Origin of the sequence: Flavobacterium sp. ALJ2 (assembly GCF_015594725.1) — a bacterium.
In the GTDB taxonomy this organism is placed as follows: domain Bacteria; phylum Bacteroidota; class Bacteroidia; order Flavobacteriales; family Flavobacteriaceae; genus Flavobacterium.
In genome coordinates, this window is record NZ_JADNRC010000011.1 from 93626 (window position 1) to 115609 (window position 21984).

Annotated in this window: 18 protein-coding genes and 1 pseudogene; 9 read left to right on the forward strand and 10 right to left on the reverse strand. The window is 35.5% G+C overall.

The window, feature by feature from the left end; all coding sequences use genetic code 11:
- Positions 1 to 392: 392 nt before the first annotated feature.
- From IUY40_RS13730 to IUY40_RS13740, 3 genes are read right to left on the reverse strand one after another with little or no spacing between them, the layout of a single operon-like run.
- On the reverse strand, positions 393 to 2786 hold the full coding sequence (locus IUY40_RS13730; protein WP_195737434.1) for a TraG family conjugative transposon ATPase: 2394 nt from the start codon (positions 2784 to 2786) through the stop codon (positions 393 to 395).
- A complete protein-coding gene (locus tag IUY40_RS13735) occupies positions 2783 to 3115 on the reverse strand; it encodes a DUF4133 domain-containing protein (protein ID WP_195737435.1) in 333 nt (110 codons plus the stop codon). Before IUY40_RS13735 ends, IUY40_RS13730 begins: the two co-directional genes overlap by 4 nt.
- Positions 3116 to 3126: 11 nt before the next feature.
- Positions 3127 to 3432 (reverse strand): DUF4134 domain-containing protein, encoded by a 306-nt coding sequence (locus IUY40_RS13740; protein WP_195737436.1) that lies wholly within the window; start codon positions 3430 to 3432, stop codon positions 3127 to 3129.
- 279 nt (positions 3433 to 3711) lie between these two features.
- Here IUY40_RS13740 and IUY40_RS13745 point away from each other — a divergent pair, with 279 nt between their 5' ends.
- From IUY40_RS13745 to IUY40_RS13765, 5 genes are read left to right on the forward strand one after another with little or no spacing between them, the layout of a single operon-like run.
- Entirely contained in the window at positions 3712 to 4617 is a 906-nt protein-coding gene (locus IUY40_RS13745; RefSeq protein WP_195737437.1) for a hypothetical protein, read from the forward strand.
- 4 nt (positions 4618 to 4621) lie between these two features.
- Positions 4622 to 5758: a hypothetical protein gene (locus IUY40_RS13750; protein WP_195737438.1), complete on the forward strand. Its 1137-nt coding sequence runs from the start codon at positions 4622 to 4624 to the stop codon at positions 5756 to 5758.
- Position 5759: 1 nt separating this feature from the next.
- Positions 5760 to 6806 carry a nucleoid-associated protein gene (locus IUY40_RS13755; protein WP_195737439.1) on the forward strand — a complete coding sequence of 349 codons (1047 nt, stop codon included), beginning with the start codon at positions 5760 to 5762 and terminating at the stop codon, positions 6804 to 6806.
- Positions 6807 to 6814: 8 nt separating this feature from the next.
- Entirely contained in the window at positions 6815 to 9367 is a 2553-nt protein-coding gene (locus IUY40_RS13760; RefSeq protein ID WP_195737440.1) for an ATP-binding protein, read from the forward strand.
- A 2-nt stretch (positions 9368 to 9369) separates the two neighbouring features.
- A complete protein-coding gene (locus IUY40_RS13765) occupies positions 9370 to 10446 on the forward strand; it encodes an ATP-binding protein (RefSeq protein ID WP_195737441.1) in 1077 nt (358 codons plus the stop codon).
- A gap of 5 nt (positions 10447 to 10451) precedes the next feature.
- On the opposite strand, the gene IUY40_RS13770 is transcribed toward IUY40_RS13765, so the two are convergent.
- The 5 genes and pseudogenes from IUY40_RS13770 to IUY40_RS13790 all read right to left on the reverse strand — a co-directional run bounded on the left by IUY40_RS13770 (position 10452) and on the right by IUY40_RS13790 (position 12840).
- A complete protein-coding gene (locus IUY40_RS13770; protein ID WP_195737442.1) occupies positions 10452 to 11081 on the reverse strand; it encodes a conjugal transfer protein TraD in 630 nt (209 codons plus the stop codon).
- Positions 11069 to 11338: pseudogene (locus IUY40_RS13775) on the reverse strand (DUF3408 domain-containing protein); the annotation flags it as partial. The gene IUY40_RS13770 and the pseudogene IUY40_RS13775, both read right to left, overlap by 13 nt.
- Before the next feature lie 14 nt (positions 11339 to 11352).
- Positions 11353 to 11628, reverse strand: a complete 276-nt coding sequence (locus IUY40_RS13780) for a DUF3408 domain-containing protein (protein WP_195737443.1) — start codon at positions 11626 to 11628, stop codon at positions 11353 to 11355.
- 8 nt (positions 11629 to 11636) lie between these two features.
- Positions 11637 to 12068 carry a DUF3408 domain-containing protein gene (locus IUY40_RS13785; RefSeq protein ID WP_195737444.1) on the reverse strand — a complete coding sequence of 144 codons (432 nt, stop codon included), beginning with the start codon at positions 12066 to 12068 and terminating at the stop codon, positions 11637 to 11639.
- A gap of 4 nt (positions 12069 to 12072) precedes the next feature.
- The gene (locus tag IUY40_RS13790; protein WP_195737445.1) at positions 12073 to 12840 is read right to left on the reverse strand and encodes a ParA family protein; all 768 of its coding nucleotides are present in this window, start codon (positions 12838 to 12840) and stop codon (positions 12073 to 12075) included.
- A gap of 722 nt (positions 12841 to 13562) precedes the next feature.
- On the opposite strand from IUY40_RS13790, the gene mobA reads away from it, so the two are divergent.
- Both mobA and mobB read left to right on the forward strand, forming a co-directional pair.
- On the forward strand, positions 13563 to 13994 hold the full coding sequence (gene mobA / locus IUY40_RS13795) for a conjugal transfer protein MobA (RefSeq protein ID WP_195737446.1): 432 nt from the start codon (positions 13563 to 13565) through the stop codon (positions 13992 to 13994).
- A gap of 7 nt (positions 13995 to 14001) precedes the next feature.
- Entirely contained in the window at positions 14002 to 15288 is a 1287-nt protein-coding gene (gene mobB, locus IUY40_RS13800; protein ID WP_195737447.1) for a conjugal transfer protein MobB, read from the forward strand.
- A 27-nt stretch (positions 15289 to 15315) separates the two neighbouring features.
- Here mobB and IUY40_RS13805 read toward each other — a convergent pair whose 3' ends face one another.
- Complete coding sequence (locus tag IUY40_RS13805) at positions 15316 to 15873, reverse strand: hypothetical protein (RefSeq protein ID WP_195737448.1); 558 nt, start codon at positions 15871 to 15873, stop codon at positions 15316 to 15318.
- Between the two features lie 212 nt (positions 15874 to 16085).
- Between IUY40_RS13805 and mobC the strand changes: the two genes are divergently transcribed.
- Positions 16086 to 18104 (forward strand): conjugal transfer protein MobC, encoded by a 2019-nt coding sequence (mobC, locus tag IUY40_RS13810; RefSeq protein WP_195737449.1) that lies wholly within the window; start codon positions 16086 to 16088, stop codon positions 18102 to 18104.
- 115 nt (positions 18105 to 18219) lie between these two features.
- A complete protein-coding gene (locus IUY40_RS13815) occupies positions 18220 to 18504 on the forward strand; it encodes a hypothetical protein (protein ID WP_195737450.1) in 285 nt (94 codons plus the stop codon).
- A 139-nt stretch (positions 18505 to 18643) separates the two neighbouring features.
- Here the strand turns inward: IUY40_RS13815 and IUY40_RS13820 are convergent, their stop codons facing one another.
- Entirely contained in the window at positions 18644 to 21706 is a 3063-nt protein-coding gene (locus tag IUY40_RS13820) for an ATP-binding protein (protein ID WP_195737451.1), read from the reverse strand.
- Positions 21707 to 21984 lie beyond the last annotated feature (278 nt).

Below are 21984 nucleotides of genomic sequence, written 5' to 3' on the forward strand. Positions count from 1 at the left end.
TTAGGCAATCCCCATTTAGACATATAGCAACTATTGGCTTGTTAGATTCTCGGATGCGATGTTCACCCTTTTCTGCTTATTGCAGCTACGCTATGGTTTGTTTATGCTATAACTACTACTTCACATTAGTATAGTACCACAGTATGACGTTTGTAACTGTTTTCCGTCATAGCCCAAGAACCGACCGTTCAGACTATCGTTCAATCAATTCAGACTTCATCCTTATATCTAACTTTCAACTCGCCACTCAGTCGCAACTTAACAGTTAGTTGACTTGTGGCTTTTCCGACATGCTACACTCCCCGTCGGGTTTCCCGTTCGGATAAGTCGGCTATTGATGGGCATTATAAACACTTGCCCAGTGGTTGCCAAACCACATTTGCTATATGCCCTTATGGGCGCACATAATACTCTTCGAGGCTAACTTCTGTGGCATATACCGCAGAGTGCGTACCACCCAATCCTATCCAAACTTCTTTGTAAAGCCTTGAGGGATCGTTGTTCATGTTGATAGAAAGTACCTGCGCCTTTTCCTTGTCAGTTAGGCCGAGCATCGCCTGGATGTCGTCAAACTTGTTCATGTATTTGCGCTGGTCGAGCAGAATTTTACAGTCGGAATTGTTGATGATACTTTCCTTGACAATGGGCGACTGGATGATGTCATCGACCTCCTGTGTTACTACGATTGCTTCACCAAAAAATTTCCTGACAGTTTTAAAAAGGTACTTCAGATATTCTGCCATTCCTTCTTTGGCAATGGCTTTCCAAGCCTCTTCAATCAGGATCAGTTTACGGATACCTTTTAGCCTGCGCATCTTGTTGATGAACACCTCCATAATGATGATAGTCACTATGGGAAAGAGGATTTTGTGGTCTTTGATGGCATCAATTTCAAACACGATAAAACGTTTGGAAAGCAGGTCTAACTGCTTGTCGGAATTGAGCAGGTAATCATATTCACCTCCTTTGTAGTAAGGCTCCAGCACGTTCAGGAAATTGGCAATGTCAAAGTCCTTTTCTCTTACTTGTTTATTCTCCAATACCTTTCGATAATCACCCTGCACATATTCATAGAAACCATTAAAAGAGGCATATACATCATCCTGTCTGATACGTTCGATATAACCGCTTACGGCATTGGAAAGTGCAACTTCTTCGGATCGCGTCGGCGGTTCGTCATCACGCTTCCACAAGGTCAAGATCAGGGTTTTGATGCTTTCTCTCTTTTCAATGTCGAATACTCCGTCATCAGTGTAAAAAGGGTTAAAAGCAATCGGATTATCTTCGGTATAAGTAAAATACACCCCGTCTTCTCCTTTGGTCTTGCCTTTAATGAGTTCACATAAACCCTGATAGGAGTTACCGGTATCTACAAGCAGGACGTGTGCGCCTTGTTCATAATATTGCCTAACCATGTGGTTGGTGAAAAAGGATTTGCCGCTTCCCGAAGGACCCAGTATAAACTTGTTGCGGTTGGTGATAATACCGCGCTTCATAGGAAGATCAGAAATGTCCAGATGAATTGGTTTTCCGGTGAGCCTGTCTGCCATCTTGATACCGAACGGGGATGGCGAATTATGGTAATTGGTTTCTTCGGTGAAGAAGCACAAAGCAGGTTCAATGAATGTGTAAAAGCTTTCTTCACTTGGAAAATCACCGGCATTGCCCGGCATTCCTGCCCAATACAGGGTAGCAACATCCGTAGTGTTATGGCGTGGCTTGCATTCCATTAGTGCGAGTGCACTACCGCTATCATTCTTTAATTGCTTGAGTTCACCTGGATCTTCCGACCACGCCATGATGTTAAAGTGTGCTCTGATAGAGGACAGTCCGAAAGAATGTGCTTCATTCAGATATTTTTCTATCCATTCTTTATTGATCTGATTGGCACGGCTGTAACGGGCCAGTGAGTGCATGTTCCTTGCAGACTTCTCAAACTTTTGCAGGTTATTTTCGCTGTTATCCAAAAACAAATATTGGTTGTAGATATGATTACAGTTCAGCAGCAATCCCACTGGTGCAGCAAACGACAAACGGCAGTCACTGCGGTCAGTTGACAATTTTTCATAGCGGGTGTCCGCCGATACCGTTACGGGCAGATCATCTGTGTCAGACAAGGTGTGCAGGCACAATCTTTTGTTGCCGATTCGTACCTCTTCACCTCCAAGTGAGATATCCTGCATTGGTGTTCCGGCTTCTCTGGAAAGCGTCAGATATTGTTCCAATAATCCCTGTTTTCCCTCTGCTCCAATGATGTCTTCTTCGCTCAGGCGTTTGACCTTAACAAATCCGCTATCATTAACAATACGTTCGAATTGTGCCACCGCTTCCATAAATCGGTGTATCGTTTCCTTGTCCCTGATTTCTTTTGGTATCAGGGTTCCTTTGCAAAGCGAAGAGAAATTGCTCTGCGTCCGCATTCGCTCCTTGGTAGTCTTAGTAAGAAACAAGTAGCAATAATGGTTCAAAAACGGACGTTCATTAAAATGACGCTGATAGGATTTCGCTAAAAAGCTTTGGTCGTCCTTTGCTAGATCAGGAGCATAGCTTTCCTTGATATACCAATCCTGTTTGTGGATTACCGTAAAATCAGGCAAAGTCTTGATAGCCTTATGCCAGGCGGAATGAATTGCTTCGTACTCTGCGGAAGCAACCGTGAACAATTCCGGCAAATGCACTTCAAAGCAGGTAGTAATATCCGCATCTTTTGACAGGATGCAATTATTCTCTACTGCAAGCAGTGGAAACTTGCTTTCCAATGTTGTAGTCCTTGCTGTATTTCTCATAAGGCATTATTTTTTGCGGTGAACCTTAAATAGCGGTGTACAGCCTTGCGGCAGATAATGTAGCGGGGATGTCTTTTATTTGCACTGATTTTCATCAATCCGTGTTCTCCATATTTTTTGTTCAGCGAGAAGGTCTGCCATACAATCAGAGAAGCTCCGCCGGCTCCGAGGAACAGACAGATATAGGAATTGACCCCAGCCATGTAAAGTATCATGACCAGAATAAGTGTCCCAAGCAGCCCGCCAGCGAAGATGAACAGGTATTGAGCTTTCAGCCCCTTAAATTCAACTGTTCTTCCAATTCCCTTGTTGATGTTGTAAATAATCATATACCTTGGGATTACAGGAAAAATGAACGTAGAATGGTAGCAGCTACTATTAGGAAAATACATGCCCCAAACCAGCTTGCCGCAGTTTTACTGGTGTCGGGATCTCCACTGCTGAATTTATTGTATACCTTAACACCTCCTATCAGACCTACCACCGCTCCGATGGCATAAATGAGTTGTGTTGCGGGATCGAAATAAGACGTTACCATTTGGGTCGCTTCGTTGATACCCGCCGTACCATTTCCTTGTGCAAATGCACTGAAACCTGTCAGCATTGTTAGTATTGCCAACAAAAAAGTTTTTCTTTGTTTTTCCATGATTAAACACTTTAAATTGTTACTATTTTTCCGCAGTATGCGGACTTTAGCAACAAAGGTGTTTTGTAAATAGAGGTGTTATGATGAACTGGTTGTCAGAGGAATTATTTGGCAGCAAATAGCAGTTATAACAAGAATTTTTTTATATTAGTCCTTTTTTACTTAGAAATTTAAAAACAAAGAATAACATAAGTCAAACATTGAAAAAAATTGCATTGGTGATTAAAAGATGGGTCTTAAAAAAATAAAGAAGCTTAGCTTCAACTTAATTAAAATTTTATGGGAGAATATTCAAAACGTATAGGTGAAGTTGGGGAAAATGTTGTAGTAGATTTTTTAAACCTTATAGGATGGAAAAATCCTTTAAGAAATGATGATATTGAAAGTATTGACACTGATTTCAGAAAAAGAACAAACGGTATTGACGGATATTTCCACTATATTAATCCAATGGTCAGTAGTACCATTGAAAATGTAATCTACTCTTCAAAATATAGTACAGACCCGTACCCTATCTCACAAGTTACTACACAATTTAAAGATCGTTATCTTGAACTAGCTAAAGCGATCGAATCTTTTAAAAAATCAGAACTAAAACAGTACACCATTAATCTTCATCAAAACATTGATACACATTTCGATAGAGGAATTCTTTTTTGGCTTAATAACTCCGGAACAGGTGAAAACGATTTAATAAGTCGCTTAGCAAGGATTGAATTAAATACAGGTGTTAATCATGATGGAATTTTTTTAGTAGATAATAAGCGAATTGAATTTATATACGATTCAATTTGTTTTGCCCAATTAAAATATCGTTACCATGATATAGACTTTATTTATTTTAATAATGGATTGAATAATGACGACAGAAATCCAAGGAATGGAAAAATTATGCCCGTTCAATATATTAATTCCAGTATTTTACCGCTAAGAGCATCAAAAGATAATGAAACAACTATCATAATTAATGCAATTGAAAATTTTGATAGGGATGATTTAATGAAATATATGGGTATAGCCAAGAATATAGGATGTAATTCACAAGGATCAACAGTAATTAGTTTCCCTAATTATTCGGAAACTGAACATTTACCCACTGTAAATAATATCAAACAAATCTTCAATGATGCCTCTTTTACTTCTCAATTAGAAGTTGTTAATTATAATAACCCAATTTTACGATAACACTATGGAAAAATTAGAAGTAAACAAGCATATTCCTTTTGGAGCAACTCTTCAAGACGTTTTGAATCATCCATCATTATCAGATACGAAATTGAAATATTTACTTCGACTTAGAGGTATTTATTTAGAGGACTCAAAGAATAATGATACATATCCCATTCTATTATCTACCATTCTTTCTCCCAGTGAATTTGAATATATAAAAGAAAATATTAGAGGAAAGGAATTGAATCAGAAAATAACTTCAAGACCATTAGCTTGGCACAATACTGAAGAATTGATAAAGATCGTTCCTGACAAGATTGATTTGAATAAAATTTTACAAGATGCAGATTCAAGACAAACAATAATATCACAAACTAACTTTGCTATGGTTGAGGGTAATCCTAACAAGGTAAAAATGCAGTTTAGATGCCAGACAAATAATTATAACTCAGGTTGGTATCGCACTAAAAATGAATATGAAGGAGAGATAATAATTGAAAAAGTCCAAGAAAATGATAAAGTGTATTTGCGTATGCTTTACACTTCTCCAGAAACCCTTTCAATTGCGGATTTAGGTGTTAAACATTTGGTCAATGATTTTAAAAAGAAAAACTATACTAAGCCAAATACGGAAGTAGAAAGAATTTTATACAGTAATTTCACAAATGAAGAAAGGATAAAATTTTTCTTAAGTTTGACTGATAGTTCTGAAATTTTTGAATTTCAAAGGGCAACCGATTTGGATATGGCACCAGACAGGACCATGGAAATGCCTGTTGAAATTGCTAAGCTGATGACAGGAAAAGTAAACACTCTAAAAATAAATGGGGAAACATTACACGAACATTATTTAATTAAAGAAGATGAGAATCATAAATATATAGAATTGGCATCCATTGAAGCTTTATACAACTTTTCTTATCACGCCGCCGAAGGAAGCTGTGTGGTTCAATTTGGATTCAATGGTTATTTTAAAAAACGACTTAGCAACATTGAATTTTCAATTGATGTATCAACCGTTAATCTTAAAGATGAATACAGAGGAGCAAGTAAAGATAAAGTAAGGCTGTTCTTACTACAAGAATTTGAAAAATTCAAGATGGAGAAATATAATTGGTTGAAATACCAATCACTTGCTAAACAACATGCACCATAATATGAATAAAATAGATTTTACCCAAGTAGAAATAGATAAAATAATAACGCATCAAGTAGGAAATAAATTAAGAGATGAAAAATATAATCTTTCTGAGGAGGAATCAATCTTAGATTCTGATACCAGAAATTATCTTTTGAAATATTTTTTTTCACTTTTAAAAACAGAAGAGTTTTATAAGTTTACTCATGCAGTAAATATTGAAATGAATGAAATATTTACTTTAACTAAAAGTATATTTTCTAAGAAAGACTTATTTATTAGTGATTCTCAAGATATCGCAAAGTTACTTTATGAACAATCAATGCACCCAAAAATAAAAGAAGGGCAACTAAATATATCATTATTTAAAAATGTTGTAATTGAAGACGAAGTCGTAAACGTTCTTGGTATTTTCAAATCTGAAACTTCTTCTCCATTTATCCAAATGAAGAAGCAAAAATCAAATTACAATATTATACATGAAATTGGATTTGATTTAAAAAGTATGGATAAAGGATGTTTGATTTTTAATACCGATAGTGAAAGCGGATATAAAATTATTATCATAGACAATGCAAGTAAATCAAATGAGGCACAATATTGGAAAGATGAGTTCCTAAACATATCTAATATTAGAAACGAATTTCATCAAACCAATCAATTTTTAGGAATTGCAAAACAGTTTGTCACAAAACATATAGATCAAGATCTGGAATTAACTAAAGCTGATAAAATAGATTTTTTAAATCGCTCAGTTGATTACTTCAAAAAAAATGAAATATTTGACAAAAAAGAGTTTGAAAAAGAAGTTTTTGGAGATAATAATGTAATTGAATCATTCAGAAAATTTGACAAAACTTACAGACAAGAAAATGAGGTAGAGTTAGCAGATAGTTTTGAAATATCCGAACAAGCAGTAAAAAAACAATCACGAGTTTTCAAAAGTGTTTTAAAACTTGACAGGAATTTTGATATCTACATTCATGGAAATAAAAATCTTATTGAAAAAGGAACTGAGAAAGATGGAAGGAAATATTATAAAATCTATTATGAAGAAGAAAAGTAGCTAAACTTATGATTAAATCAATTGAGGAAGGACGTAAAGAAGATGGTAACAGATCCATTGCGGATAAAATAATCAAGAGACTCCATGATTTAGAAAAAACGGTACAAAATAATCATGGTCGCTGGGCTTGGGAACTATTGCAAAATGCAAAAGACAGCGTGGCTGAAACAGGCAGAAAAGTTTCCGTTCAGGTTGTTTACAACCATGATAAAATTGAATTTTTACATAATGGTAATCATTTCACAGAAAAAGATATTAGAGGACTAATAAACCAAATATCCTCAAAGGAAGTTGATGAAGGTGAAGTTAGTGCTAAGACCGGTAGATTTGGTACTGGATTTCTCACAACTCATCTGCTTTCAAAAGAAGTCTATATCAAAGGAATTGTTGAAACCATTGGAGGTGACCTATTCCAGTTTGGCTTCCCGCTAGACCGAAACGGAAAAACTACCCCGGTGTTAATACCTAAAATTGAGAATGCCTGGAAAGAGTTTCATGCTTCTACAGAAGACAATGAAATTGAAGAATACTATGAAGATGAATTCAATACTTCATTTACTTATACTTTAGATTCAGACGATCAAAAAGACATAGCGCAAATTGGAGTTGATGAGTTCACTACATTAATTCCATACGTTTTATCATTTATTCCAGAAATATATTCCGTAGAAATAATTGATAACGTTAGAAATGAATCAATTATATTCCAAAATGAACCAGACATTGTGGATGGGTTCAAAAAAATCAATAAAATTCAAAATGGCAAAGAATCAATAGTACGATTATTATATGCAACAAATGGAACGGTATCTATTGCTGTGCGAGCACGGAAAAAAGGCGGCGTTTTTGAAGTTTTAAGTTTAGATAATATACCAAAATTGTTTTGTGATTTTCCATTAATTGGGACAGAAAACTTTCATTTCCCCATCGTAGTTAATAGCTTTTACTTTAATCCACAAACAGAAAGAGATGGAATTTGGCTAATGGGAGAAAATGACCCTGAAGTCATTGAAAATAAGGATTTGATGAAGCAAGCTCTCGTGTTATATAAGGAGTTAATTAATAACTTAGAGCATAAATCGTTTAAAAACGCATTTAGTATTGCAAAAACAAAACTGCCTTCAACTGATGAAAAATACTTTGATGCAGATTGGTATGTCACAAATATTCAGACGCCTTTAAGGAAATTTTTACTCACTAAGTCAATTGTTGAATTAGAAGACGGAAGTAATGGTACGCTAAATGAACTTTGGTTTCCTTTAAAATCATATACAAAAGAAACAAAGGAGAAGCTTTGGCAATATACCTCCGATCTTTTCCCTCAATCGGTTTGTAAAAAAGATAAGCTGCATAACTGGACTGAAATAATTTGGGACGATATAAGCAAAATTACCTTTGCTGAATTGGTTGGAGATATTGCAAAATCCAAATCAATAAACAAATTGTCAGAGTCTTTTAGAAATGATGAAGATCAAACTTTTAAATGGCTAAATGAAGTTGGAAGTTTTATTATCAGTGATGAAGTCAATATCCCATTGCTTGAAAAGAACGCTATTATACCAAACGAGAATGGAGAATTTTTGATTACGAGTCAACTTTTTATTAACAAGATAAAAGATCCTCATTTAATAGAAATTTTACAACTTCTCGGAGAAGATTGGAATGATATTTTGATCCATCAGAAGATTAGCTTTGGGCGATATTTTGAAAAAAAGAGAAGTGAGATTGCAGCTAAAATAAATGAAAGGCTTAAGAATATAAGTCCTGAAAATCAAAATTTTATAAAAGCAATTAGCCTCTTATCAGAATGGTTTGACAATAATGCAGATGAGGGTAAAGAACTATTTTCGGAAACATACCGAAAAAGAGCTGAGTTATTTATGAATACTATTAAAGATAAAGATAGTCTGTATAAAGTAATGAGAAGTAAAACAGACTTAGCACATCTTTCAAAAGTAGCAGAGGCAATTGAGGAAAATCCACGTTTATTTGAAAATATAGAACAAGCAAAAGAGGTTTATTCCCTCTTAAAACAATATAATGTAAACGATTTGCAGCAACTACGGGACCTATTAGACAATAATGGCACCACGCAACATACGCGGGATTCATTATTACCTGTAACACAAGAAATACTAGCGAACATGGGGATTTCTTCTTTAGAAGAATGGGAAGATGCCATAAAGGATAAGGATTTAGCTTTACTATTTTCTCATAAATCTACTCCTAACACGGATATGTTTGTATACGTACAAAGTTTAATACAAAAAGCTAAAGAAAATATTGTTGAATATTTACAAAGTCTAAATGACTATAATCTTGATGATTTGGACGAAACAACAGCACCTACAATTCTTGCCGGGATTATAAAAGATGGAAAGCCAATTAGCATAGTTGCCAGACCTGCTTACAATGGTGAAGTAATAATTTATTACGGTTCCGAGCGTGATATTTTAGATTATGAACCTTCTGAATTATGGATCGATGATGGGATTAAGCCCAGAATGATTTCATTAGGGCATCTATTAAAGAAAGCTCAAATAGTTAAATTCCCTGTTTAGTAATGAATATTAGTAGAGATTTATCCAATATAATAGGTAAACCGGAAAATGAGAAGCTAGAGTATAAAGCCGTTCTACCTCCAGCAAGAAGTCTTGCGCAAATGATAGCTGCGTTCGCTAACTCAAATGGGGGAATAATCATTTTAGGTGTAAATGAGGCAAACGGAGAGATAAAGATAACAGGACTAAGTGAGGATTTTTATGCCAACGGGGTCACACATAAGGCCATTGACTTATTATCCCCAAAACCAAGTATCAAATATGAATATCTATCTCATCAAGGTAAAAGGCTATATGTTATTGAAGTTGAAAAATCTTTAACGGTAGTTTCTATTGAAAACAAAATCTACACTAGAAATGGTAGTAAGATCGTCCTCAGCAATCCGGAAATAAAGCAGACTAACACTAGTCGCCTTCCATTAATCACAAAATTAACTAATGATTTATTTGCTTTCCGCTCATCTAGTACCGGTGCCAAATCAAAGTTTTTAGATCACTATTCAGGTGTTCTAAACATTATCGATGATGTGGGAAATATATTATATCCTAGTTCCGCATCAGCACCAACAACTAATCAAGAGGGTAAAATCCTCATGAGAATTTTGCTTTCATCATGTGCAGATAATTTTGAGATTTACCTTACTGACCTTTTATATGAGATATACTTAGCTAATCCAGCAACATTAAAATCCAGCCAACAGATTACCATCAAGGAAGTTTTGGATTGTGCAGATATGCAAGAGTTTGTGTTATATTGGGCAAAAAAGAAACTAAGTAAATTACAGAGAGGAAGTGTAAAGGGATTTATTGCTGATAATTCACAAATAAAAGATTTAAATGTGCTCGATGATGTCCAGCAAGACAACATTGAAAAGATACTCCAAATCCGACATCTTTATGCTCATCGAAATGGTATAGTGGATGAAAAGTTTCTACAGTTTTATCCAGGACAATATAATCTTAACGAAGAACATCAATTATCAGTTGAAGATATGTTGAACCATTTCTCTTATTTAATTGATATTATTGACAAAATAGATAAGGCCGCAATCTTAAAATATCAGTTAGCAACCCTATAGATAATTTATACAAACTCCCCAATATCAAAATCACCCAAATCATTTTTCCGCAAAATAGAAGAACCAGAGTCAGTTTCAGAGAAAGTGCTGTCCAACAGCATGGCTATTTTTCTTGAAGCACCCTCGATGGAATTTTCCAGCAGGCTAAATAATTCAGTACCCTGTAATTTCTTCACTATGCCAATCGCTGTTTCCTTTTGAGATGGCTCCAATTTTTCTTTTTGCAGCAGCATCCCCACGGAGCTTAGTTCTTCAAAGGTAACCCCTTGGGCAAGACTGTTATCGCTGCCGGATATTCCATACCTGTTCCATTCTTCTTCCTCTTCTTCAAAATCAGGTATATTTCTGAAAACATCATCCAGCTCTTCCTGCGGAATTTGTATATCGACTTCATCTTCGTCGATTTCAATATCAAAATTATCAGTTTCCTGTTCCGGCTCATTATCCTGTCTTTCGTTGACAGTGTTTGGCACTAAAAGGCTTCTTATCTGTTTGGGTTGCCCCATAATATCAGGAAGATTAGGGTTTAATTTATATTGTGCCTTTTTTTCTTTTTCCCTTTTATACATAACAATCTTATCGTCTGCTAACAGAGCAATAACAACGAGCAAACATATCACGATTAGTATTTCCATAGTTTAAAAATAGGTTTAAAACGTTCGTTAAAATAATTGGTAATATCATCGCCGAACTCCCTGAAGTGGTGTTCAAGGATGTTGTCAATCTAAGAATAGAGCGTTGTCTTTTCTTCCTTCGTTAATTGCACAATACGCAGGAGCCTTTCGTGGTATTCCGGACGTATGTAAACTACCTTGCCGTTACGTCCCGATGGAAACCGATTAACCAAAAATCTGGCACGATATTGTTCTGTTCTTTTAGGCTGTTTGTTTTTCTTAAAAAAATTTCTCATGATAAAATGGGTTTATTGTTCTTGTTGTAATCTTCAATGATTTCTGCGGAATACAGCTCAAAGTGGTTCTGTAAGATATTGTCCAGATACGCATATAGCGGAATTTGCCCCGCCGCGATAATATTCACTATTCGGGTAAGTTTCTCGTGATATTCGGGGCGTACATAAATGCATTTATCGCCTCTGCCTTTTAGTGTATTCCTTTTAAGGAATTTAGAAGAATAGGTTTTTCCTATCTTCTTTGTACCGATTGCTTTATTATTCTTTTCCATAACTGCTATTATAAAATGGGTTTGTATTTATCATTAAAACTCTTGGTAATCTGCTCGCCAAATTCCTGAAAATGGTAATCCAGCAAATTGTCTAAATAACTGTAAATCGTTATCTTATCTTCGCCTATCACTTGTACGATCCGTGACATTTTTTCGTGGAAATCAGGTCGGATATAAACTGTCTTCCCGTCACGGGCATTGGTATCTGTTTTTTTGAAAAAGATACTTTCGTAATCTGCATCATTTGTCCTTTTGTTCCTGCTCTTTTCCTTAACTGCAGGCTTCTCTTGCCGCTTAATATCTTCCTTTTCGGATGCTTCGATTTTAACTTCCGGCGGGAGCTGTAACCCTTCCTTTTTAACGCCGTCCACCATCAGGTTCATCATCAGCTCCTCATTAATATCTGGCGAAGCTTTCTTTTTATTTTCTTCTCTCTCCATAAGGCTATAATTGAATGATTTTTAAAAACTCGTTCATGAACAGGTCTAACTGGCACGCCTTCATCAAGCGTTCGTCGGGAGGCATTACGGTAGAACGGAAAACGGTTTTGCTTTCCACTTCGCTTTCTTTGCGAAAACGTGTGCTGTTTTTGATTTGACTCTGCATGAGACTTAATCCCAAATGTTCGATAAGATGATTATAAATGCTATATAATGGTGTGCTTTCCCTGCCATCGACTTGGTTCCAGAACAGGTTGATGGTTTCTATGGAAGTTTCCCCTTTTTTCATAATTACATCCTGCAAAAGCTGGGTAAAAATGAGCGTACTTTCCATTACAACACGGTCCGCGGTAATAGGCGTAAAAATGTGGTGCATTCCTGCCAATGCTTTAAGGATACCAGGGGTGTTGACAGTTCCGGGCAGGTCAAAGAATACAACATCAATCGGAACTGAAGAAGTATTTAAAAATTCATGAGCCGCTTCCAAGACGTTATCCGCTTTATACTGCATAATCGGATAGGCTTTCTTGTTGATGGTAGTAAATTGCTTGTATGCCAGCTTTTTCAAAGTCTCATTTTCCATTACCATTGCCAAATCACGGGCTTTCATTTTCATCAGACTGTGCTGTGGAAAATCCGCATCAAATACCGCTACATTGTAGCCCAAACGATAGTGCATCGTACTGGCAACAAGTGTGGTAAATGTACTTTTACCAACACCGCCTTTTTGAGAAGAGAAGGCGATAAATACTGTTTTGTGTTTTGCATTCATATTTCAACTGTTTTTAATTATTTATATTTCCATTTCTTTATGTCCGTATATCAACAGCTATGTGCCTTTGCAGTACTGTATATAGGCCTATTGCTGTGTACGTACTTATATTGGTAATTAGGTAATCATGTACCAGACTGTCTATGTACCTGAATACATGTTTATAGCTGTATGCAATTAGATACGCTTTCACCATTAGACCTGCTTACGTAAGTATCTACCGGGCTACATAGCCACGCATTTGAATAGTTACTTTTTTATATCCGCACAGTTATACATTACTACCTAACTGATTGCGTACTTAGGTTGTTACCTGCATAGCTAACTATGTCCTTATATGTGTTTGTAAGTACAAAGAAATGCAGATATATAGGTGCTTTTATCAACTTGGCACACCTTGGCACTCAAAGGTAGTGTTTGGCAATTCCATATAGTGCAATAGTCTCTTACAGAAGATTTTACTTTGTAAAGTGATTTTTATTAACTGACTTATGCAAAAGCAATATGACATATCTGGTAAAAATGGGAACAGCCCGAAGCTGTTTTTCCCTGCTAAATTTAATCCGACCGCAGGGAGGATTTTTGTGTTCGCCAGAACACGGCAAGTTGTGTTTTGAGGCACTCGAAACGGAGTTCGTGCCTCAAAACAACTTGCCCTGCCGGGAGCTGGAAAGCCCTTCCGAAGTCAGGGCTTTTTTGCAGTAATTAAAAATGAATATGTGATGGACAAAAGCAATAACATAATACGCAATAAGGGCGGTCGGACACCAAAAACTGACCCGAGCATCCACCGCCACGTTTTTCGCCTGACTGACGAAGAAAATGCTAAACTATTATCTCTTTTTGAAGCATCGGGAATGCCTAATAAGGCAAAATTTATCATTTCCGTACTCTTTGGAAAGGAGATTAAAACGATTATAATAGACAAAGCTATGTTGGATTTCTATATGCGGCTCACCTCTTTTCATAGTCAGTTCCGATCAATTGGTGTGAATTACAATCAAGTTGTGAAGTTACTATATCGCAATTTTTCGGAGAAAAAAGCAGCAGCCTACCTCTACAAATTGGAAAAACAAACGGCTGAAATGGCTGTATTATGTCAAAAAATCATCGATCTAGCAGAAGAATTTCAAACAAAACATTTGAAAAAATAGTATTAAGATGATAGCTAAAATCGGAAGAGGGAGCAATTTATACGGAGCATTGGCATACAATCAGCTCAAAATAGATAAGGAAAACGGGCAGATTTTGTTTACAAATAAAATAATTGAAACGCCAAATGGGCATTATTCCGTTGCACAATTAGCTCAATCTTTTGAACCTTACATGATCGCCAACCGTAATACTGAAAAGCCAGCTTTGCATATTTCACTCAATCCCGATCCGAAAGATAATGTTAGTGATGAAAAGTTCAGGGAAATGGCAGAAGAATATATGCAGGAAATGGGTTATGGAGAACAGCCTTTTATAGTATTCAAACACACGGATATTGACCGTGCTCATATCCATATTGTATCAGTATGTATAGATGAAGATGGCAAAAAAATCTCAGACAAGTTTGAGAAAAGACGGTCTATGAATCTCTGCAGAGAGATGGAAAGTAAGTATGGACTGATACCTGCTACGGAAAAAGAGCGTCAGCAAAATGACAAAATTTTCCGCCCGGTTGATTATCAAAAAGATGATATAAAAAGCCAGATCGCATCAGTAATCCGTCACCTGCCTAAACATTACAAATTCCAGACTTTGGGCGAATACAATGCTTTGCTTTCCCTGTTCAATATTACTACTGAAAAAGTGGAGGGCGAACTACATGGAAAAATGCATCGGGGATTATTATACATTCCTTTAAAGGAGAACGGAGAAAGGGCCGGACATCCTTTCAAGGCATCTTTATTTGGTAAAAGTGCAGGACTAGCGGATATGGATTTGCATTTTTTAAAATGTAAGGAAACCTTAAAAGATAACGCAGCAAAAGCCACTCTCAAAGCCACCATTAGTATCGCTATGCAAACAACAAATAATGAAGTGGACTTTAAAAAACAGTTAGCGGAAAACGGTATCAACACAGTAGTCCGCAGAAGTGAGACAGGGCGTGTTTATGGTATCACTTTTATTGACCATAGTTCCAAAACAGTTTGGAACGGCTCTCGTTTAGGAAAAGAATTTACCGCCAATACCTTTAATGATGACTGGAACAATAAAATGAAATTCGAAATTAAAGAACCTCTCCAGCAACAACCTATTTTATCAAAATTAAATGATATGGAAGATTTACCAAACGAAAAACCTCATCCATTATTCGACTTCGTATATAGCGATAAACAAGAGGACATAATAATTGAAGCTTTGGGAGGATTACTGCCAGAGGCACAAGGTGAAGATTACGAAGAACAGGATTTTGCCAATAAGATTAAAAAGAAAAGGAAACCTAAGAGAGATCAATAGGTTTTGTTATTTATTATGAACTCCCAATTATGAAGAAAGTCTTAACCCCCAAGTATAACTCCAATGCAAAATTTTAGGTGCAGTTGCTGAATTGAATTGGTAAATGCTATAGGTGTATAATAAACAAAATATAAATGCTCCCCAACTCAATACAATGCACAATATACCTTGCCGTTCCGTTAGGCTGTACATACTTACAACTACTGATTTTACTACAAATGCAGGCACAATACAGCATAAAAGTACGCAGATTCCCCACGGTAATATCCAAAACTTCTTATTCTTTGACCGCAATCCGATAATAATTCCTTTAATGAAATAAATAACGCAGAAAATTACATAGGTAAATAAGAGGGCCAAACCCAAAATTTTAAACTTGCTTGTTTCGTCTCCCCAAAATTTCTGAGACAGTAAAAATCCGCCATAAAAAAACATCCCGAAAATAGTACCCATTTTTAGGATGAAAATAAAAATCGCAAAGACTGCAAACAATATTCCTGTGGCAGATTGACTTTCTTGACTTTTCCTCGCTTCATATTCATCTTCACTTTCTCCCGGGTTAGTATCAATATTATTCCAATTCATATTATACCTCCTTTTATCTTCATTATTTAAACCAACAACATAACTATCTGATTTATAAAGCCATAAATTTAATAAAAAAAAGCAATATAAAATCTGTAGTTGATAAAAACCATTTAACGCCAAACACTCTTGTATACCGCCAATCTCTGCCTCCTTTTTACAGCCACACTATACAGCATTTAAATTCATACTTCAATATTAAATGTTTTATAATGCAGGGAGAAGATGATTTAAGAGGGCTTGCCAAGATTATGGCATTTATGAGAGCCGTAAGTATCCTGATAGTGCTGATGCACCTATACTGGTACTGTTACGGCTTTTTTCTTGAAAGAGGATGGACGCTGAAATTTCTCAATACCATATTGGGTAATTTCCAACGGACGGCTGGTCTGTTTTCGCATACATTATATACTAAGGTATTTGCTACAGTGCTGCTGGCCCTAAGTTGTCTTGGAAGCAAAGCTGTGAAGAATGAAAAAATAACCTGGTCTAAAATTTACGGGGTTTTGGGAATTGGCTTCGTGCTCTTCTTTCTGAACACGCCACTTTTAAAATTATCACCTATCATTGGGACGTTCTTTTATATTCTCACACTTGCAATAGGTTTCATCGCTTTACTGTTGGCCGGGACATGGATGCAGCGTCTGTTAAATAATAATCTTATGGACGATGTATTTAATATGGAAAACGAAAGCTTCCAGCAGGAAACACAACTTATGCAAAATGAATATTCGGTTAATTTGCCAACCAAATTTTATTACAAAGGTAAATGGAACGAAGGTTGGATCAATGTAGTCAATCCCTTCAGGGCGACAATTGTGTTAGGTACACCCGGATCAGGTAAAAGCTATGCCATTGTAAACAACTACATCAAGCAACATATTGAAAAAGGTTTCTCAATGTACATATATGATTTCAAGTTTGATGACCTTTCCACAATCGCCTACAACCATTTATTACAGCATGCAGGCAAATATAAAGTAGAGCCTAAATTCTATGTCATCAATTTTGACGATCCCAGAAAAAGTCATCGCTGCAATCCCCTCAATCCCGATTTCATGACGGATATTTCGGATGCTTACGAAGCAGCTTATACCATTATGCTAAACCTGAACCGAAGCTGGATTCAAAAGCAGGGAGATTTCTTTGTAGAAAGCCCAATTATACTTTTAGCAGCTATAATATGGTTCCTCAAAATCTATGAGAATGGTAAGTATTGCACATTTCCACACGCTATTGAACTCTTGAATAAAAAGTATTCGGATGTATTTACCATACTTACATCTTATCCCGAATTGGAAAATTATTTATCTCCGTTTATGGATGCGTGGCAAGGCGGTGCACAGGACCAATTACAAGGTCAGATCGCGTCAGCCAAAATACCATTGTCCCGTATGATTTCTCCTCAACTTTATTGGGTAATGACAGGTGATGATTTTTCATTGGATATTAATAATCCCAAAGAACCTAAAATACTATGTGTCGGTAATAATCCTGACCGTCAGAATATCTATTCCGCTGCGTTGGGATTATACAATTCTCGTATCGTAAAATTGATTAATAAAAAAGGACAACTGAAAAGTTCCGTTATTATAGATGAGCTGCCTACTATCTACTTTAGAGGACTGGATAATCTCATTGCCACTGCCAGAAGTAATAAGGTAGCAGTATGTTTAGGCTTTCAGGACTATTCGCAACTAACCCGAGATTACGGAGATAAGGAAAGCAAAGTAATTCACAATACTGTCGGTAATATTTTTAGTGGACAAGTTGTTGGCGAAACTGCAAAAAGTCTTTCAGAGCGCTTCGGCAAAGTATTACAGAAAAGACAAAGCATGAGCGTCAACCGCAACGATACCTCCACCTCAATTTCTACTCAATTAGACAGTCTGATACCTGCTTCTAAGATTTCTACCTTAACACAGGGTCTTTTTGTGGGGGCAGTATCGGACAATTTTGATGAGCGGATCGAGCAAAAGATTTTTCATGCTGAAATTGTTGTGGATAATAAAAAAGTAGCTGCTGAAACCAAAGCATATCAAAACCTGCCGCAGATTAGGACATTTCTAAATAATAATGGAGAAGATAATATGAAACAGGAAATTGATGCTAATTACAGACAGATAAAACTTGATATTGTTCATATTATCGAAACCGAATTGGAACGTATTAAGAATGACCCTAACCTGCAGCATCTGGTGCAAAAGGATAATCGCAAAAAAGATGTATAAATTTTAAATATTGTAATTTTTCATTTGAATAAACTTGGCTAATTATGGTTTTCCGTAATAACATGACAATTTTATTGACTCAATTTGATTATAACTAATATTAAATTTAATAAAAATGGGATTAATTACAAAAAATGAACTTGTTTACACTGACTATTCGTGGACTGTCCTGAACGGAGACAACCCTAAAATTACAGGAGCACCCGACAGTACTTTATTAAACAGAAACGAAGGATACGAAATGTTATATTTCGTAAATGCTTTTTCTGAGATTCACAACTTTAAAAATAAGGTTTCGGCATTAAAAGCTGAAAGATTAATCAAAGAAAAAGTACCGGCAAATATTCATAGTCAGGAAAACATTAAACTTTGGCTTGAACAAAACTGGAGTGAAAATTAATTTTAAAAGCCATAAAAGCAAAACGCATTTTGTGAATAGTACAAAATGCGTTTTTAAATTACATGATTTTCTGTTGTTTGACAATTTCTTAATCCCGCTTGAGTAGGCGTTTTTTCATAACATTGTTTTCAAAAAATTACTATTTTAATATTTTTGTCATTGTACTAAAATAATTACAGGAAGACCAAATTTTTTTATTTCCGATGACATAAAATCTTTTCTTAGCTCTTGTGAGTGCAACATTAAGCATATTCGGCTTTTGTGACGCCCAATTTCTTGCACCCAATGATTTTGGGTCACTTCCTAAAATAAGAAACACAATGTCAGCTTCTTTTCCTTGGAAAGTGTGGATAGTTCCACAGTATACTTTCAATTGTTTTCTAAATATGTCACTACAATATGAAGCTATCGATTTAAACGGTGAAATCACATAAATTTCTCCTTCATATCCTATACTTCTTAATTCTGCAATCTTCAGATTTAGAAGCTCAACTTCTTCTATTATGACATGCTTATTGATTAATGTAGGGGCTGTGCTGACATCAAACCAACCAGATGGGCCAATATACGCTTCTGCAGAGTTTCCAACAACAGCTTTTACCATTTGATTGCTGTACGCTATTTCGTTTGCAATAGAAAACATAGGATCATCACAACGCCTATGGGTTCTTAAAGGAAATCCTGTCCAAATTTTTTGATCGGTATCGCCTATGTTCATATAAGTTCCGGAAAAAGAAATCCTATCGGCTAATTGCTGTACTGATGTTCTGTAGGGAGACCAGTCAACTGAAACGGAATGTTCTTTTCTCAATTTTGTTACTAATTTTTCAGGGATTGTTACTACAGGCTCAACCTGCAAAGGATCGCCAACAATAACACAGCGTTTGGCACGATAAATTAATCCTGCTGCGGATTGTGGCGTGGCTTGTCCTGCTTCATCAATAAGCAGCCAACCTATTTGCTGCGGGCTCGTATTTGGGAAAAGACGGCTAGCTGAAGCTAAGGTGGTGGAAGCTACGGGCACGCATAGAAAGAAAGTATCCCATAAATTCTGTGCAATTGCTGTGTCCACTTTGACACGTCCAGATGTCATGTCAAAATAGGCTTTTAAGTTGTTTTTAATATTCTTGGCATTGGCTAAAATAGCATCATGATGCAAACGTAAAGCGGCTATAAAAATATCGCTTCTGAGTTTGGCTATTTTGGGAGAATGGTAAGGATATAAAAAATGGACACTTGCCAAGCCTTTTTGATAAAACACAGTATTAAGGAGATTTTCTGGATCAATTTCGTACTTATCTGTTAATTTATCTTCTAATTTTTTATATTGCGAAAAAAATTTAGCCAATAATAATAGAGCATCTTGAGATTCAAGCTGTTCAGTCACAAGAAGCTGAGTCTCATTTTTATTTTTATCTATTTGTCTCCTGATTTCTTCTAATTCAGCATTAATAGATTTAAGATCAGCAATAATCTTTTCTGCTTCAATTTTCCACTTTTTAAAATCATTAGTTCTAAATAATTTTTGAAAGAAGAAAAAAGAAGGTTTGCATTGGGTATGCAAATATAATATTGATGAGATCCTATCTGCATCCTTTTTTATTTCATATTCCTTTTCGGCAAAAATCTGTTTTTCTTCAGATAATAGGGATAATTTTTTTTCTGTTTTTTTTAATTGGGCTCTTAAAAGTGTATCTTTCTTTTCGTTCTGAATAAAGGTCGGAAGTTGGTTATGAAATGTGCTGGCCACTTTTTTGAATTCTTCAAAATCATAGAGTAGGGAAATAAATTTTTCATTTTGATGCTCAAATGATATGCGATGAATATCCGTTTGATCGTTTTTATCATCTTTATAAACTTCAAAGAGCAAGTCTTCAAATCCTATAGTACCCTTGTCTTTATCCGACAGCCAGAAAGCATTTCTAAAAGTGTTTCTGTTTTTTGAATTTCCTAAAGCAGCACCCAGTACTCCCCAACTCTCATTGTCAATAATTTTTGTGGCACATTGAGAAAAATAATCTGCATCAGGAAAAGAAACGGCATCTATTTTGCCTTTCAAGGGTAATTCTTTACTGATGTTTTCAACAGCTGCATTATTATTGCTCGCTACTACAATACCGAATTTTTTTTGGAGCAAGGGTACAAGATTGTATGTATGGTATGTGAATTTTTCTTCTTCAATTTTTACATACCTTTCCTTTCCTTTTAAAAATAAATTGTCACAACCTAGCTCAGAGATTATCTTAGCCCTATCTACAATAATTTCTGCAATTACATCTAACAGCAGGGTTGTTTTTCCAGTACCTGGCGGACCATTTACCCCTTGCAGTCCATCGGTATTTCGTAAATTAGAAAATATAGTGTTTACCGCTCCTGCTTGTGCCGCATATAATCCATATTCTATATTAGAGGGCCATCTTCCAGCTGTTATGTGAGTTGGATTAAATGTATCGAAAAAATAGTCTTTCTTTTGAATTAAATCCTTGCGTTTAGTTACTACTGGTTCTAATGTGAGATATTGCTGCAGTGTGGTACTGATTTCTTTTTCTTTAATATCAGATAAATAATTTAAATCATCTAAATAAAAACTATTTAAAAAACTGGAATTTGGTTCACTGTCTTTCGGAACTTCTTCTTTTAACAGATAAATTTTAATATCATCTTTCCACCATTTGCTGAGTTGTTTCAGATAGCTGATTTCGCTATTCAAATAATTCCAATACACTACATCTCCTTTGACTGGCGGATCATTCTCAGAAATGTCTTCAGGTATATTGTATCGCTCTAAAAAATCTGTTCTTGCCTGTTCTAGATATTTACTTACCAGAGAAAGATTCTTTTTGTTTTCTAAAGTCTTAATACCAAATGTGTAGCTTGCTGTAACATAACTATCTTGATAAGGACGGCCTTCTTCATCTAAAATCAATGCAGAAAGACAAGTAAAACCTTGTATTGGTTCCTCCCAATCATTTGTGTTTTCAATTTTGAGTAAAGTATTAAGATGGTCAAGAATTAACTTCTTCTCGATTTTTCCAAAAATTAATGTGTAACGCCATTTGTAATTTTTCTTAAATGTAGTTGCTTTATGCTGCCAAGGCAGTATATCTCCATCGTTTATCAGTGCGGCATCCTTATTATAATCAGGAAGGTTAAATATTTCAACATCCCTCCAGAATTGCAGTATATCTTGTTTTTTTTTCAATTTTCTATCTTTATTGAGTATTTTCCAATATTAGTTGCCATATTAATTATGCATTTAGTAATAAGGCTTAATCATTTCTTGTTCCTATTCAATCTAGAACTGAATTTGAATTTGACTAATATACATTTTTTTATAATAAAAAAACTACAAACATAAATAATTCAGTTCGTATCCTTCAATTAATCAACTATAGGATACGAAATAATAAAAATAAATTTAAAACCGTTGATTGGCAAACTGGTGGGCAGATGCTAAATAATAAAACCATAAAACATTAA

Bases quoted from the DNA above. Each gene is read 5' to 3' on its own strand.
- mobC (WP_195737449.1), top strand. From the start codon at position 16,086: ATGCAGGGAGAAGATGATTTAAGAGGGCTTGCCAAGATTATGGCATTT.
- IUY40_RS13730 (WP_195737434.1), bottom strand. From the start codon at position 2,786: ATGAGAAATACAGCAAGGACTACAACATTGGAAAGCAAGTTTCCACTG.
- IUY40_RS13750 (WP_195737438.1), top strand. From the start codon at position 4,622: ATGGAAAAATTAGAAGTAAACAAGCATATTCCTTTTGGAGCAACTCTT.
- IUY40_RS13760 (WP_195737440.1), top strand. From the start codon at position 6,815: ATGATTAAATCAATTGAGGAAGGACGTAAAGAAGATGGTAACAGATCC.
- IUY40_RS13740 (WP_195737436.1), bottom strand. From the start codon at position 3,432: ATGGAAAAACAAAGAAAAACTTTTTTGTTGGCAATACTAACAATGCTG.
- IUY40_RS13765 (WP_195737441.1), top strand. From the start codon at position 9,370: ATGAATATTAGTAGAGATTTATCCAATATAATAGGTAAACCGGAAAAT.
- IUY40_RS13805 (WP_195737448.1), bottom strand. From the start codon at position 15,873: ATGAATTGGAATAATATTGATACTAACCCGGGAGAAAGTGAAGATGAA.
- IUY40_RS13735 (WP_195737435.1), bottom strand. From the start codon at position 3,115: ATGATTATTTACAACATCAACAAGGGAATTGGAAGAACAGTTGAATTT.
- IUY40_RS13745 (WP_195737437.1), top strand. From the start codon at position 3,712: ATGGGAGAATATTCAAAACGTATAGGTGAAGTTGGGGAAAATGTTGTA.
- IUY40_RS13755 (WP_195737439.1), top strand. From the start codon at position 5,760: ATGAATAAAATAGATTTTACCCAAGTAGAAATAGATAAAATAATAACG.
- IUY40_RS13785 (WP_195737444.1), bottom strand. From the start codon at position 12,068: ATGGAGAGAGAAGAAAATAAAAAGAAAGCTTCGCCAGATATTAATGAG.
- IUY40_RS13780 (WP_195737443.1), bottom strand. From the start codon at position 11,628: ATGGAAAAGAATAATAAAGCAATCGGTACAAAGAAGATAGGAAAAACC.
- IUY40_RS13790 (WP_195737445.1), bottom strand. From the start codon at position 12,840: ATGAATGCAAAACACAAAACAGTATTTATCGCCTTCTCTTCTCAAAAA.
- mobB (WP_195737447.1), top strand. From the start codon at position 14,002: ATGATAGCTAAAATCGGAAGAGGGAGCAATTTATACGGAGCATTGGCA.
- mobA (WP_195737446.1), top strand. From the start codon at position 13,563: ATGGACAAAAGCAATAACATAATACGCAATAAGGGCGGTCGGACACCA.
- IUY40_RS13770 (WP_195737442.1), bottom strand. From the start codon at position 11,081: ATGGAAATACTAATCGTGATATGTTTGCTCGTTGTTATTGCTCTGTTA.
- IUY40_RS13815 (WP_195737450.1), top strand. From the start codon at position 18,220: ATGGGATTAATTACAAAAAATGAACTTGTTTACACTGACTATTCGTGG.